This is a genomic window from Paenibacillus sp. FSL F4-0122, assembly GCF_038002845.1.
Classification (GTDB): domain Bacteria; phylum Bacillota; class Bacilli; order Paenibacillales; family Paenibacillaceae; genus Paenibacillus_AQ; species Paenibacillus_AQ odorifer.
On record NZ_JBBODI010000001.1, the window covers coordinates 3,756,197 to 3,771,548 of the forward strand.

15 protein-coding genes and 1 pseudogene are annotated in these 15,352 nt (G+C 44.6%); 15 read left to right on the forward strand and 1 reads right to left on the reverse strand.

The genetic code is table 11. From position 1 onward, the window contains the following. Positions 1-5 precede the first annotated feature (5 nt). The 4 genes from murC (at position 6) to MHH49_RS16170 (ending at position 5,473) form a co-directional block, all read left to right on the forward strand. Positions 6-1,382, forward strand: a complete 1,377-nt coding sequence (murC, locus tag MHH49_RS16155) for a UDP-N-acetylmuramate--L-alanine ligase (RefSeq protein ID WP_036685137.1) — start codon at positions 6-8, stop codon at positions 1,380-1,382. 207 nt (positions 1,383-1,589) lie between these two features. Then, on the forward strand, positions 1,590-2,756 hold the full coding sequence (locus tag MHH49_RS16160) for a GGDEF domain-containing protein (RefSeq protein ID WP_036685138.1): 1,167 nt from the start codon (positions 1,590-1,592) through the stop codon (positions 2,754-2,756). A gap of 33 nt (positions 2,757-2,789) precedes the next feature. Further along, on the forward strand, positions 2,790-3,947 hold the full coding sequence (locus MHH49_RS16165; protein WP_341138279.1) for a GGDEF domain-containing protein: 1,158 nt from the start codon (positions 2,790-2,792) through the stop codon (positions 3,945-3,947). 338 nt (positions 3,948-4,285) lie between these two features. Beyond that, positions 4,286-5,473 (forward strand): glycosyltransferase, encoded by a 1,188-nt coding sequence (locus MHH49_RS16170; RefSeq protein WP_036685141.1) that lies wholly within the window; start codon positions 4,286-4,288, stop codon positions 5,471-5,473. Between the two features lie 92 nt (positions 5,474-5,565). On the opposite strand, the gene MHH49_RS16175 is transcribed toward MHH49_RS16170, so the two are convergent. Then, a complete protein-coding gene (locus tag MHH49_RS16175; protein WP_038573038.1) occupies positions 5,566-6,552 on the reverse strand; it encodes a diaminopimelate dehydrogenase in 987 nt (328 codons plus the stop codon). Positions 6,553-6,768: 216 nt separating this feature from the next. On the opposite strand from MHH49_RS16175, the gene MHH49_RS16180 reads away from it, so the two are divergent. From MHH49_RS16180 to MHH49_RS16225, 11 genes and pseudogenes are all read left to right on the forward strand, one after another. After that, a complete protein-coding gene (locus tag MHH49_RS16180) occupies positions 6,769-8,007 on the forward strand; it encodes an SPOR domain-containing protein (RefSeq protein WP_341042972.1) in 1,239 nt (412 codons plus the stop codon). Positions 8,008-8,205: 198 nt separating this feature from the next. Continuing rightward, positions 8,206-8,451: a DUF4321 domain-containing protein gene (locus tag MHH49_RS16185; protein ID WP_036685144.1), complete on the forward strand. Its 246-nt coding sequence runs from the start codon at positions 8,206-8,208 to the stop codon at positions 8,449-8,451. A gap of 34 nt (positions 8,452-8,485) precedes the next feature. Further along, on the forward strand, positions 8,486-9,082 hold the full coding sequence (locus tag MHH49_RS16190; RefSeq protein WP_036685146.1) for a Maf family protein: 597 nt from the start codon (positions 8,486-8,488) through the stop codon (positions 9,080-9,082). A 25-nt stretch (positions 9,083-9,107) separates the two neighbouring features. After that, positions 9,108-9,797, forward strand: a complete 690-nt coding sequence (gene radC, locus MHH49_RS16195) for a RadC family protein (RefSeq protein WP_036685147.1) — start codon at positions 9,108-9,110, stop codon at positions 9,795-9,797. Between the two features lie 38 nt (positions 9,798-9,835). Then, positions 9,836-10,870: a rod shape-determining protein gene (locus tag MHH49_RS16200; RefSeq protein WP_036685150.1), complete on the forward strand. Its 1,035-nt coding sequence runs from the start codon at positions 9,836-9,838 to the stop codon at positions 10,868-10,870. Between the two features lie 62 nt (positions 10,871-10,932). Continuing rightward, the gene (mreC, locus tag MHH49_RS16205; protein WP_076099459.1) at positions 10,933-11,811 is read left to right on the forward strand and encodes a rod shape-determining protein MreC; all 879 of its coding nucleotides are present in this window, start codon (positions 10,933-10,935) and stop codon (positions 11,809-11,811) included. After that, positions 11,811-12,341: a rod shape-determining protein MreD gene (mreD, locus tag MHH49_RS16210; RefSeq protein ID WP_080742577.1), complete on the forward strand. Its 531-nt coding sequence runs from the start codon at positions 11,811-11,813 to the stop codon at positions 12,339-12,341. The genes mreC and mreD overlap by 1 nt, the downstream gene beginning before the upstream one ends. A gap of 79 nt (positions 12,342-12,420) precedes the next feature. After that, positions 12,421-13,080: a septum site-determining protein MinC gene (minC, locus tag MHH49_RS16215; RefSeq protein WP_036685154.1), complete on the forward strand. Its 660-nt coding sequence runs from the start codon at positions 12,421-12,423 to the stop codon at positions 13,078-13,080. 5 nt (positions 13,081-13,085) lie between these two features. Next, positions 13,086-13,880, forward strand: a complete 795-nt coding sequence (gene minD / locus MHH49_RS16220; protein WP_036685156.1) for a septum site-determining protein MinD — start codon at positions 13,086-13,088, stop codon at positions 13,878-13,880. A gap of 367 nt (positions 13,881-14,247) precedes the next feature. After that, on the forward strand, positions 14,248-14,499 hold the full coding sequence (locus tag MHH49_RS31210; RefSeq protein ID WP_370510547.1) for a transposase zinc-binding domain-containing protein: 252 nt from the start codon (positions 14,248-14,250) through the stop codon (positions 14,497-14,499). Further along, a pseudogene (locus MHH49_RS16225) lies at positions 14,496-15,191 on the forward strand (IS91 family transposase). Before MHH49_RS31210 ends, MHH49_RS16225 begins: the two are co-directional and overlap by 4 nt. Positions 15,192-15,352 lie beyond the last annotated feature (161 nt).

Consider the following 15,352-nt stretch of genomic DNA (forward strand, 5'->3'; position numbering starts at 1 on the left):
GACTGTTGGATACTACTGAACGTGTGCATTTTATAGGGATCGGCGGCTACGGTATGAGCGCGATTGCCCGAGTAATGCTAGAAATGGGATATACGGTTACGGGCTCCGATGTGGCTGCCCAAGAATTGACGGATAAATTGATTGCTAAAGGTGCCAAGATTTATATTGGGCATACAGCAGAACAAGTAAAAGGTGCGGATCTGGTCGTGTACTCTACGGCTTTGTCCAGCGATAATGTGGAATGGGTGGAAGCAGAGCGTCTTAAGATTCCAATTCTGCACCGCTCACAAATGCTGGCTCGTTTATTGAACGAACGTAAAGGGGTAGCCGTTGCCGGAGCGCATGGTAAAACAACTACCTCCTCCATGATCGCGCTTGTAATGGAAGAGTGTGAAGTTGATCCTACGTATATTATCGGCGGAGAGATTATGAATGTCGGTACGAATGCAAAGGCAGGACAAGGCGATTATGTAGTGGCGGAAGCGGATGAGAGCGATGGCTCTTTCTTGCACTATCATCCTTGGCTTGGAATTGTCACGAATGTGGAAGCAGATCACTTGGAAAATTACGGCGGAGATTTTAACCGTCTCAAGGCTGCTTACGTACAGTTTATGAACCAGACACGTGAAGACGGCACTGCGATTGTGTGTGCAGATGACGAGAACGTGATTTCTTTATTGCCTGAAGTGTCAGGTAAGGTGATTACTTACGGCATCAAGTCGAAGACAGCAGATTATATTGCAACAGACATCGTTCTTGGCGACCGTCAGGTTTCGTATACGATGAACCATAATGGCGTAGTATTGGGACAAATTGAACTGTCCGTGCCAGGTCAGTACAATCTGTATAACTCAATGGCTGCGGTTATCGCTTGTTTGAAATCAGGAATCTCTTTTGAGAAAATCGCTGAAGCGATTGTGAAATTCCATGGTGCGAAGCGCCGTTTTCAAGTACTCGGAGAAGTCGATGATATTCTGGTCATCGATGATTATGCGCATCACCCAACTGAAATTCAGGCGACAATCAGTGCTGCTAAGGCAACGGGGAAACGGATTATTGCCGTATTCCAGCCTCAGCGGTATACACGTACGTTCTTCCTGCTAGATGCCTTCAGCCGCGCCTTTAGCGAAGCAGATGAGGTGATCATCACCGACATCTACTCTCCCGCAGGTGAGAAGCAGATTGAGGGGGTTACTTCTGCGAAGCTGGTTGAGCTTATTGTGCAGAACAGTAACGCCGGTGCAAGACATCTGCCAACCAAAGAAGATGTGCTTGCTGATCTGAAACCTCGTATTGCCCCAGGTGACCTGGTGATTACGATGGGCGCAGGCGATATCTGGAAGGTTGGATACGCATTGGCGGACGGCTTGAAGAAGCGTTAATACAAACACAGGCCTACACGAGAATATTCATATTCTCTTGACCATAGCACTTCCCCCGAGCTCCGTGCAGGGGGAAGTGCTTTTTTGTATACTTAAGCGGTGTAGTACATTCTAAAAAATGAAATAAATAGGGTATTTGCTGAACCGGCCATTGAGTGCTATAGTGCTGTCAGTAGAGGATCAATTTTTCCGTGTAGGTGGTGACTCATGGACTCCCAGCTTGATATCAAAACGTTAGTGTATTTATTTATTTTTGGAAACCTATTTATATTGGTACTGATAACCAATTACCGGAGGAGCGCTCCTAAAGACAGGGCATCCACCTTATTCATACGCTCTAAGGCGGTGCAGCTGCTCTTCTGGTGTTCATTATTATTATGGGGCCATATTCCCCGTGCTTTATCCATTCCACTTAGCAACGCTTTGATTCTTCTAGGCTGCTGTCTGGAGATTATTGCTTTACTGCTGATGATGGGCATCCTTGGGCAGCGGATAAAGTTGTATTACATAACGCTTTCCATACTTAGTTCGATTACTTTTAGTATTGTTGCCGTCTTCTTTCATCATTCCAGCTGGCGCATAGCCTGCACCTCACTATGGTCGATACTTTTTATTGTCTATCCAGCTTACCACCTCACGGTGAACCCCAAAGGCACCCCTCTTCAGAAGATACTCGGAATATTATTTTACGCTTTTGCAGGGATTATGCTGCTCCGCGCGATTGTTGCACTGATCTGGGAGCCAGAGATGAACGTGTTCACAACTAATCTTTCGCAGTATTTATATTACCTGGGGATGTATTTATTATTGATTGTGGGAGCCGCAGGCTTTATTCTACTTTCTAACGAGCATTCCTTTGTAAAACTAAAACGAATCGCTAGCTACGATGATCTGACTGGAATCCTTAACCGTGGAGCATTTCTTCAGGAAGCTGAGGTACGGCTTGAGAAGGCAGTTGCTGAGCAGGAGTACTTTTCGTTTATGCTGCTGGATTTGGATCACTTCAAAGAAATCAATGATACATACGGCCATGATACCGGTGATGTTGTTCTGGAAGAATTCGCATTGACGATTAAGGACAACCTCGAAAACAGCGATTTATTCGGCAGGCTTGGCGGCGAGGAATTTGCAGTTATACTTTGCGGGCTTGATGAAGCTAGCTGTGACCGGAAAGCTGAAGCGTTACGAGAGGCAGTAATGAAGACGTCCACACAAAAACTCTCACAAGGATATACAGTTAGTATAGGTGTAATTACGATCATGCCGGATCAGGAGATCTGGATAAATAAGCTGTACAAGCTGAGCGATAAAGCGTTATACCAAGCCAAACAAGAAGGAAGAAACCGAGTGGTCAGATACAATTATATTTATTGAGCTTAGAGAATACAGGGGGTGAAATTCACTAACATGCATCTGGATCTCAAGACACTGCTGGTCTGCCTCTTTATGTGGCAATCATTCACGGTATTGCTTATTGTTGTCTATCGTTTGCGTTACGCGCAGGAACGGACTTCAACCTTGTTTGTCACGGCAAAATATTTGCAGCTGGCAGCTTTAATTCTCCTTTTGCTGAACGATTTCACAGACTCGCGACTTCCCATTCCAATCAGTATGCTGCTTGCTTTAGCTGGAGGTACGCTGGAAAGCTTAGCGCTTCTGATGCTTCTCAGGGTTTTTGGGAGCTGGGTTGAACGATATTATACGATCCTGTTCGGAGTGTCCATTGTCGTTGTAGTCCTACTGCATTTAATTATGCCAGATGAGCGGTTCGTTATGGCTGCAACTTGTCTATTTGGGATTATGATCATAGCTTTACCTGCTTACATATTAGCTGTGAAGATTAGAGAGACCTCTCTCCAGCAAACCATGGGATTGTTGTACGGTGTTGTGATTTTAACGCTGGTTGGCAAGGGACTTGAACCGTTTTATTCGATGTTAGGACTGAATGCACTGACCTCTCACTGGCTGCAGATATTTTTTTATCTGGGGATTTATTTGCTTATGTTTTTAGGAACTGCGGGAATCATGCTGCTATATAGAGAGGATTCCTTTACAGAATTGGAGCGGGTGGCCACTTATGATGTGCTGACAGGTATTTTGAATCGCAGATCCTTTGTTCAGCGTGTCCGACCTTTAATAGCTGCCTCAGCGATGAAGAAGCTGCCATATTCTTTTTTACTGCTGGATGTTGATCACTTTAAACGTATAAACGATACCTACGGCCACAATACCGGCGACCACGTTCTGAAGGATCTGGCTCATAAAATAAAACAGCAGCTTGGCAATGGCGATCTGTTCGGAAGATTCGGCGGTGAGGAGTTCACTGTGCTGCTACATAGAGCCGATGAACAAAACAGTGATATGATTGCAGAGCGGATGCGCACAGCGGTTACAGGGGCGATCATTCATGGTATACCTCTGCCTTACACAATAAGTATTGGAGTCATCACGGTGGATTCAGGTGAACGATACTCATTGAGCACTCTTTACAAACTTAGTGACATTGCATTGTATCAGGCTAAGAAAAAGGGCCGGAACTGTGTAGTTAGAAGCTACGACAACTAAAGTGTCTTCCTTTCGACATTATACGAGGGAGACGCTTTTTTTTGTATGCAAAGAGGATTAGTACATAATACCTAACGATTACAACTTCTATCAATAGAGCAATTCATGATTATGTATGTCGTGAAAAAAGGGGGGGTAGTCTGTTTTTTAGAAAAAGCGGCGGTTTATAAGGGGAAATTGTAATAGAATTCTGAGGAACCAGAAAAAAACTTAAAAAAATTTAGACTTCCCCTATAAATCGACAAAACTTTTAAGTGAAATGAGTTACTATTGAACTGCATCTAAAGTTTCAGTTGGTAGATGGGGGTTTTTATTACAAAATACAAGGAGCCAGAGTCATGCGAGAAAGAATGCTGTTCCTATCAGCCCAGAATCAAAGCGCAGAGGATCTAGAAGGAGAAATGAGAACAGGGAGTATTCTCGAGATTTTGCTTGGGAAATTTGATATAGATTTGCTGACGTACGGAAGTGCCAACCAAACCGTGTCTATAAATGAGCGGACGGCACTTACGGTTCATAACATTAACGAAGATTATACAACCTGGAGGCCAATGTTGCGCCCCTTACATAAACTGCGGAATTTCTCAAATTTAAGTCATATAGATAAAGATATGAAAAACACTATTTTGGAGCTTTGCCGTTCCAATAATTATAAGCATGTATTTATATCGCATGTCCTATTGGGAAAATGTATTGATATGGTGAGGAACTTGCTTCCAGAAGCCAGTGTGATCACAGATACCTATAGTTTTGCAAACGGAAGCGGAGGATCTTCCGGAGAGACAGGGAAGTTAAGCAGGAAGAATCCATATAATAAACTCAATGCTGCATGGGATCGTAGGAATAAACGGCGATTAATGAATAAAACGGGTCTGCTTTTAGCAACCTCGGAATGGGATGCACTAGCGTTCAAATCTCTATCATTTGCAGATGCCCGTAAGGTTCATGTTGTCCCCCATTTCATCAAGATGAATGAGTATGAGACTTTTGCAGAGCCTGTGACTAAAGAAAATTCAATTGTGCTGCACTGGAATATGAATATGAGACTGGGAATAGATGCAGCCCGAGTATTCTTTAAAAAAACCTATCCCATGATTAAGGAGCAAGTGCCAGATATCAAAAGTTATATTATCAGCTCAGAGGTTCACCCGGAGGTCATGACTTTGATTAAGGAAGATGAATCGGTCATAGTCACTGGACCAGTAAATTCCTCTACTGAATACATACGACGGTCTAAAGCTGTTCTGGTGCCTATCCTTGAAGGCTGCGAAGTTTCTAGAAATATACTGGAATCCTGGGCGCTTAAAACGCCGGTGGTTACTAGCTCTATCATGTGTGAGAAGCTGAATTGTGAGCATAACCGAAATATTTTGCTGGCTAATACCTCGGTTGAGGTTGTTGGAAGTGTATTGAATTTACTGAAAAATCCTGAGCTTGGCGCTATTATTGCGGATCGTGCGCATGAGACTTTATTAAAGAATTATGAAATGAATCATGTTAAGAGTAAGATTCTTAGTCTTGTATAGAAGGTTGTCTGACAAGATGCTTGCTGCTCTGGACAACAAATAACCCGCGAGGACCATTAAAAGTCCTACGCGGGTTATTTGTTGACAGGATTTTAGAGCAAGTTGCGGCGCAGTTCTTCTGGTGATTTCGGAGACAACATTCCAAGTGGAATATCGAATACAGTACGCGCTCCGCTTTGACCTTCTTGACTCATACGCTGAGCAGCTCTGGCATAAGCCACAAGCACACTAGCCGTAAATTCAGGATTGCTCTCCAGCTTCAGGCCGAATTCAACGATTTGTTTCGTGCCTTCTCCTGTTACACCACTGCGAATAACAAACCCGCCGTGCGGAATACCGCTATGCTGAGCTGCTAGTTCTTCTTCAGTGATGAAAGTAACCGTAGTATCATAATCTGCAAAATAGTTCGGCATATTCACGATTTCTTCGCGAATGCGCTCTTGATCTGCACCTGCCTCAGCTACTACAAAACACTCTCTAAGATGTTTTTCACGAGTAGTAAGTTCTGGTGTTTCACCCGCACGGATAGCCTCGATAACCTCTTGTACTGGAACCGTATATTGCACGCCACCTTTAACGCCTTCTACTCTGCGAATGGCATCGGAGTGACCTTGGCTGACGCCTTTACCCCAGAAAGTATATTCTTTACCTTGTGGAAGAATAGCTTCAGCTAGCAGACGGTTCATGGAGAACAGGCCTGGATCCCAGCCCGTAGAAATTACGCTGAGTGTTCCGCCTTGTTTAGCTGCGGCATCAACGGTCGCAAAGAACTCAGGGATTTTGGCGTGAGTGTCAAAGCTGTCCACGGTATTAAACATCCGGGCAATAGCTGGTGTCTGTTCTGGCAGGTCGGTAGCCGATCCTCCGCACAGAATCATAACATCCACTTTTCCCTTATATTGTTCGACGGCAGAGATATGCTCGAATTTCACACCGGTTTCACCGGCTTCCAGTTGTCCAGGCTCTCTGCGCGTAAAGATCGCAACCAGCTCGATATCTTCACTTTGGTTAATAGCCTTACGTACACCTTTTCCTAAATTACCGTAGCCCACAATTGCTGCTTGAATTTTTTGTTTCAGAAAAAGCCCTCCTAAACTGTAATGAACTAAAATCCTATTTCTAGCTTAACTAGTATAGTGCACACTTTTAGCTCTTTTTATATAGTATATAAAAGTTACATGTAATGTAAACTGAATCCGTATAACTTTCATTATTCATTTGGCTATAAAAATAGCATATCTCTCTATTGTCTATCATATATTTCCATATAGATTAGATGAGGTGAGGTGTTACTGTTGAATAACGGAAGAATGACATTCCGATTTGACGTGAATAAGGACGAGCCTAAGCCAAAACCGCAGGTAGTGGAGCGCTGGTCCAGTGGCGGACTGGGCACAGCTGAAGAATATGCAGAGGAGTTGCGCAAGGAGGTCGGTCCAGCACAGCAGCATACTTGGGTGCATGAACCTGATTTACGCTCTATGCGTGAGGCACCACCGGAGGATGCTTACGACTACTACTCAGGAACTGTAGATCCACGCCAGCAAGAATGGGACGAACAGGATAGAGATTTCAGAAATACGCAGCAATCATATCTGCTTTCAGATTTGGTACTGGATGACAGAGATAAATCAGCAGAGGTTTACACGGGAGGTTATGGGGGCTCATACCATACTCGTCGCCCATCGTATTGGTGGAAATTATCCCTGTCTGTGGTGGGGGCGATCGGCACGGGTCTACTATTAGGATATGCGGCACTTTCCTTTTTTTATGGAGGAAACATGGACAGTAGTTCAGGAACCGGGATAACAGATACGTTGGCTACTTCAGGGCAGACTTCCGGAGCTAATGATCCAGCAGGTGTAGGAACCTCGGGATTGCCGGTTACGGGCACAGATGATGCCGGCAAAAACAGTATTCCTGTTCAAGTGGCTGCGCAAAGCTACTACCTGCTGCAGTATGGCGTATTCAGTACGCCGGCAGGCGCGGAACAAGCTAGACAAGAGCTGTTGGACGCTGGCTTGGCTGCGGGCTTAGACCCTGCTGACGGAAATCGTGTATATGCCGGAATGTCCTCTGACCGTGAACAAGCTAAGCTGCTCAGCAGTGGTCTGAAGAATCAAGGGATTGAGCTTTATGTGAGAGAGGTGGATCTTCCCGGAGTGGAACGATTAGGATTTGCCGGAAATGCGGAGGCTGTGAATAGTTATTTCGCGGTGAGTGGACAGTTGCTCAGTGAACTAAGCAGTCAATCCGCTTCGTTACTCTGTGGCGGGCAAACGGATGCGGCAGCTAATACCTCAGCTGTGAGTGATCTTCATCTCCAATGGAGTGAAGCTGTTAAAGCTCTGGAGCAAGGCATAACGCCTGAAGCCAAAAGCATTTGCGCAGCGCTAGAGAAATCTATGAGCCAAGGAATTTCAGCACTGAGTGAATATAACAAGAACAAGGCGCAAGCCCTGCTTTGGGAAGTGCAGGAGTCCATGCTGAGCTTCTTGACCAGCCAAAAACAGCTGCTGTCTGCTATGAATTGAATGCTTGGATTGCGGATTCAAAAAACAACAAGTCTCCGGGGAATTGGGGGCTTGTTGTTTTTTTTGGAGAGGGGTATCGTTCCGCAACTTTTAGGGCAAAAGGTGGTAAACATTACCGTAGGGGATTTTACGTTTGTATTGATCACCGTTTCACCGTATAATAATTAGGGTGTCAAAAAATGGCGAGGGAAGACTGAGATGAAGAAGAAAAATGTAGGAACACTGCTGTTATTTCTAATTCTAGGCTGGCTGGCTGGAGCCTGGATCGCCAAGCTGCTGCAGCCCGTAAAGGCTCTGTCTTTTCTAACAACATCGACTGTGCTCAAATGGTCTCCGCGAGCCGATTTAGACATCATAACCTATGACATCACTATTCATTTGAAATTGTGCATGCTTAGTCTCGCCGGTATTATTACAGCTGTATGGCTGTACCGCAGACTGTAACTCTCGTTACTGAGCAAGAAGGGACGTTTACAACGTGGACAACTCACCACTCATTATTCTAGCCTCAGGTTCACCGCGTCGACGTGAGCTGTTATCCTTACTGGGTTTGCCCTTTGAGGTCATTACCAGCGAAGCTGATGAGAGCACACCGCCGGATTGGACGCCGGAGAGAATCGTGCGCAGTCTAGCTTTGCGAAAAGCAGAAGCCGTAGTAGCTGCAGCCGGAGAGCGTAACGCAGTCATTATAGGAAGCGACACAATTGTTGTATTAGATAATACTGTGCTAGGCAAACCGGTGGACAAGCTGGACAGCAAAGCGATGCTTACCAGACTTCAGGGCCGAACTCATAAGGTATACACGGGTGTAGCCTGCCTCGGACTCCCGAATGGGAAGACTATAGTGGAGCACCGTGTTACTTCCGTAACGATGAGGGCAATGACTGAAGAGGAAATTGCTGCTTATATAGCTACGGGGGAGCCTGCTGATAAGGCTGGCTCATATGCGATACAAGGGCTTGGGTCCATTTTGGTGGAACGAATTGAAGGCTGTTATTTCAATGTAGTCGGATTGCCTTTGTCGCTTCTTGGCGAAATGCTATCCGAGTTCGGTATAACTGTATTGAGCCGGTAGGAAGCCTGGGGAAAGAGGGATAGGGATGGAGTCGCAACCAATTATGCTGCGGGACCTCCCCCATGAAGAACGACCTAGAGAGCGCATGATGCATTATGGGGCGGAATCATTAAGTCAAGCGGAGTTGTTAGCCATTCTGCTGCGTACGGGAACACGCCGCGAGTCGGCTATTCATATTGCACAGCAGATGCTGGGGAAGATCGGTGGCCTGCGTGGGCTAGTTGACCTTAGCATCGAAGAACTGACCAAAATCAACGGTATCGGTCCTGCCAAGGCCGTACAACTAAAAGCAGGCATCGAACTGGGAAGGCGCCTTGCGAATTCCAGGTTCAATATGCCGGTCATTATCCGCTGTCCTGGGGACGCTGCAGAGATTCTGACTGAGCAATTGCGTTATTTGCAAAAGGAGCATTTTGTCTGTCTGTTTCTGAACACGAAGAATCATGTGATTGGACAAGAAACATTGTCCATGGGCAGCCTGAATGCTTCGATCGTTCATCCTCGTGAGGTATTCAGAGCAGCTATAAAATGCAGTAGCGCCTCTATTATATGCGCGCACAATCATCCTAGTGGTGATCCAACACCTAGTCCGGAAGATATTTCCCTAACCGCTAGATTGCTTCAGGCAGGTGAGATTATCGGAATAGATGTGCTGGACCATCTAATTATCGGAGATAGCAGTTTCGTAAGCTTGAAAGAAAAAGGACATATGTAATATAAATGTAGATTTACTTAGGAAAAGGAGAAATTAGCATGTTGGGTGGTTTCACAAAAGATTTAGGAATTGACTTGGGGACAGCGAATACGCTTGTCTACGTACGCGGTAAGGGCGTTGTTGTAAGAGAGCCTTCCGTTGTAGCGATTAACACTGATACTAAGACGATTGAAGCCGTGGGTGAATCCGCCAAAAAAATGATCGGTCGTACTCCTGGAAATATCCGTGCGATCCGTCCGATGAAAGATGGCGTTATCGCTGATTTTGATACAACGGCTACGATGATTAAATATTTTATTCGTCAAGCACAGAAACAGCGTTCTATGTTCCAGCGTCACCCTAATGTAATGGTCTGCGTGCCATCTGGCATTACTGCTGTAGAACAACGTGCGGTAGAAGATGCTACCAAACAAGCTGGCGCTCGAGAAGCTTACATTATCGAAGAGCCTTTTGCTGCTGCTATCGGTGCGGATCTGCCAGTATGGGAGCCTACAGGTAGTATGGTTGTAGATATCGGTGGAGGTACAACTGAAGTTGCTGTAATCTCGCTCGGCGGTATTGTTACTAGCCGATCAGTGCGTGTTGCAGGTGATGAAGCGGATGAGTCCATCATTCAATACATCAAACGTCAATACAATCTGATGATCGGTGAACGTACTTCGGAGCAGCTCAAAATGGATGTTGGCTCGGCCCTTCCTCTTGAAAAGGCTGAAACCATGGAAATTCGCGGCCGTGATCTCGTAACAGGTCTGCCAAAAACACTTACAATTACTTCTGATGAAATCTGTGAAGCTTTGTCTGACACAGTGAATGCTATTATTGAAGCTGTTAAAGTAACATTGGAAAAATGTCCGCCAGAGCTTGCAGCAGATATTATGGATCGTGGAATTGTTTTGACAGGTGGGGGAGCTTTGCTTCGCAACTTGGATAAGCTGCTTGCACGTGAGACGGGAATGCCGGTTATTGTTGCTGAGAATCCACTGGACTGTGTAGCTATTGGAACCGGTAAGGCACTTGAGAACATTCATTTGTTCAAGAGCCGCAGCGGATCCAGTCTTCGTTCGAAGAGATAAGATGATGTTCTACCACTTGTGTAAGTCAACCCCTGTTATGGGAGAAATACTGTTGTTAGAGGGTGTTGAAACTGTTTAAACTCTTAAGCAATAAACGTCTGTTTATTCTGTTGATTACACTGGTGCTGTTCATTGTGGTAATGGGCTTCAGCTTGGCAACAAGGAAAGGCTTGTCCTGGCCGGAGAACTTTCTCAGAGATTCGACTGGTTTCGTGCAAAAAATGTTCTACAAGCCCGCTGGATATGTAGCGGGCTTGTTTGAAGATATTGGAAATCTGAGTGATCTTGCTAAAGAAAATGAACAGCTTAAAATTATGGCTGCCCAGTATGCACGTGATAAAGCCCAGTATAATTTCGTCAAGGCAGAAAATGAATCTTTGAAGGAGAAATTGGACTTCACTAATGCCCAGAAAGAATTGTATAAATATGAATATCGTATTGCGCAGGTAGTTAGCCAGACTACAGAGCCAAGCAATAGTACGATTGTTATCGATTTGGGCTCCAAAGATGGGGTTAGACCTAATATGTCCGTGATTTCCGTCGATGGTATGGTAGGGGTTATTAGTCAGGTGAGCAATTTCACCTCCACGGTGAAGCTGATGACAATGATGGACACCAATGATCCTAATTCCCAGCCGCCTATTGCGGCAACTGCCTTAAATAAAGAGGGTAAATCCTTTGGGATGATTGAGAGTTATAATCCAGAGACGAACAGACTGCTGATGACTAAGATTCCACCGGGTGATCCTATTGCAGCGAAGGATACTATTCTGTCTTCCGGTATTGGAGGATTGTATCCAAGGGGATTGACAATAGGCACAGTTGAAAGCGTCGATGTTGGTGAATTTGGATTAACCTCCACAGCAGTGATTAAGCCTTCAGCAGAATTTCAGGACTGGAAGCAGTTGATTGTTGTGTTTACGGAGGAGCGTGCTGAATAGTGAATATGCGCAGATCAGTTCTTGTTCTGTTACTGTTCCTCTTATTTATTGTGGAGGGAACCATTTTACCTTGGCTGATTCCAGATGTTTGGCAGATGCGAATCATTCCGAATCTGGTTTTTGTAGTGTTATTGTTCGTGACTATATATCATCATCGGCATACAGCACTTATATTGGGATTATGTTTTGGAATGCTGCATGATGTCGTTTTTTACGGCAGAATTCTTGGAGCACACTCTTTTGCGATGGGATTGTCGGCTTATTTAATCGGCCTTTTATTTCAGATTCCACGTGCTCCGCTGCCCCTTATGATGACTGTGGTTCTGCTTGGAAGTCTACTTGAGGATAGTATACTATTTGGTATCTATAGTGTATTTAATCTTAATCAAGAACCTTATAGCTGGGCGATTTTGAATCACATGCTGCCGACGATGCTTTTTCATTTTGCCATCGGGCTACTCTTCTACATACCGGTTCGGCGCCAGCTTGAGCTAATCAAGAAAGAAACGAATAAGGAAGAAGCGGCTTAAAGAGCTTCTATTTTCTTTCTATACAAAGCAGGAATTTAAGGGGCCCGGCACGAATGAATGAGGATAGGGGGCCAGGCATATGACAGTAAAATCCAAGCATGTAAGGATTAAGGGCATCAAGGATGGCCTGATATTCCTGCTAGACGACAAATGTCCCTTTGAAGATCTTCTGAGCGAGCTTCGCTATAAGCTGGAGCACAGCCATCAAAATATTTTAACTGGACCGATTGTACATGTGGACATAAAGCTGGGCAATCGTACCGTAACTGAGGAAGACAAGGAAGCTGTGCTGGAGATTCTTAAGGGACAGGGAAATCTGTTGATTCGATCTATAGAGGCGCTTCCAGCGCCCGGCAGTGAGGATAATGACGCATTGTTTTTGATGAGTGGAATTCTACGTTCCGGTCAGGTGCTGCACCATAACGGAAATCTTCTATATCTGGGGGATGTGAACCCTGGGGGGACCATAACCTGTTCAGGCGATATTTATATACTAGGTTCGCTAAGAGGGATGGCGCATGCTGGAGTAGACGGGAATGAGGAAGCAATTATAGCTGCTTCTTTAATGTCTCCAACGCAGCTGCGAATTGCCGATATTATTAGTCGTCCGCCCGATGAATGGGAAACCCGAGAAAGCAGTATGGAATTTGCATATTTAACAAACGGAGCTATGCAGATCGATAAGATTCATAATTTGGTCAAATTACGTCAGGATTTAAATGTGTTTAAAGGGGTGTAGCCTCCATGGGAGAAGCGATAGTCGTAACCTCGGGCAAAGGCGGAGTTGGCAAAACAACCACAACAGCCAACATTGGAACCGCACTTGCACTGCAGGGCAAAAAAGTATGTCTCGTCGATACCGACATTGGACTGCGTAATCTGGATGTAGTTATGGGGCTTGAGAATCGTATTATTTATGATCTTGTGGATGTAGCGGAAGGACGTTGCCGCCTTAATCAAGCGCTCGTTAAAGACAAGCGCTTTGATGAATTGTATATGCTGCCTGCAGCTCAAACAAAGGATAAAACGGCTGTCTCTCCTGAACAAGTAAGAGATATCATTCTTGAACTAAAGAAGGAATATGAGTATGTTCTGATCGATTGTCCAGCAGGAATCGAGCACGGCTTCCGCAATGCGATTGCCGGTGCGGATAAAGCGATTGTGGTTACCACACCAGAGCATGCCGCTGTGCGGGATGCCGATCGTATAATCGGACTATTAGAACAGTCGAGTGTGGAATCGCCGAAATTGGTGGTAAACCGTATTCGCCCAGGTCTTGTGAAGTCTGGCGATATGCTTGATATTGAGGATATATTACAGGTGCTGAACATTGATCTTATCGGAATTGTTCCGGATGATGAGCTAGTTATTAAAGCCGCAAATAACGGAGAACCTACAGTTATGAATCCCGATTCGTCAGCAGCTATTGCCTATCGCAATATTGCACGTCGAATTCTAGGTGATGCTGTACCCCTGATGCAGCTTGACCGCAAACCGGGAGCATTTAAGAAGCTTAAGAAATTTTTCGGCATGGCTTAGTCTTAAGTCTAGCGATTTTACTATAAAAACATAATTGATCCCATCCATAGAGAAATCTACGGGTGGGATTTTTTTTATTTATAATAGGCAATGATACAATGCAAAGAATTGTGGATAACTCCGATAAAAAGGTAGGAGAGATAAATGTGAAAAATCAGGAAAAATGTAATAAAAAGGGATTATCGGGATGATTCTAAAAAACCACTTTCATGGATTCATGGAAATGCACAGTCATCAATTACCAGAGATTTTGCATGCCTCAATAATGGAGACCGTGAACAAAGCGATTCGCTGCAGGACAAGAGATATGGGTTATGCGAGATATGAGTGTTAAGGATGTACACAAGGAAACCCAGAGCCCATATTCATCTGCTTCACCTGTAAAAGTCGTTTTTGTCATGGGTGTGGGAAGAAATATACAGATGAATGGGCAGAGAAGCAACAGGAACGAATCCTAAATGTAACCCATCGTCATATGGGCTTTACGGTACCTCAAGAATTACGCAACGTATTTTTTCAAGATCGTCGCAAGTTAAATGAACTAAGCAATCAGGTGGCAAGTGTTATCCAGTATTATTACCGACGAAAAATAAGAGCAAGAAATACGAAGTCGGAGTGATTACGGACATCCATACGTTTGGACGTGATTTGAAGTTTAATCCGCATATTCACGCACTTATTACAGAAGGTGCATTAGACATAAATAAAGAATGGAAAAAAGTTGAATACATCTCGCATGAGTAACTGCGGAAATCATTGCAGAAGTTGCTACTTGATTTGATGATGAAATGGTAACCGAAGGAAGAACGAGTGAAAAAATTGTTGAATGAGCTATACCAGCGCTATCCGCAAGGATTTTATGTGAATACAGAGCAGAGGATGAAGGATGCCCGAGGAGCCACGAAATATATAGGGCGCTATTTGGCACGTCCGGCGATAGCAGAATACCGAGTCGTAAGTTATGACTACCACAAGGTACATTATTGGTACGAGGAGCACGGAACAGGTAAACGTGTAGATGTGGTGTCGCCGGTGATGAAATTCATCTTTGATCTGGTGCAGCGCATTTCTCCGAAGCATTTTCGGATAGTAGGGCGTTATGGTCTATATAGCCGAGGAAAAACAAAGAGTCGCAGAAAGCTGGCTAGTAAGTTTATTCAACTCACCCGTAGGGTGAGTTTGTTCTGTGATTGCGTCAATAACATCACCTATCTTTATCCAGCCATAATCCTCTTCGAGTTGAAATTTAATTTGTCTCAACTGTCGGTCCACCTGAAGTGCCATGCCTCTCACCTTAACATCCTGCACTGAATCAAACAGTACAAGCGTTACCTGCTCCCACTCCTACAGCGAGTGCAGTCAGCAGAAAAATAAAGTATTTGACTCGATGTTATGTTCCACGCGAGTATCCCAATTGTCATACTTCATAAAATATATTTTATACTCTCTCTAAAAACTAAATCAGTGACAGC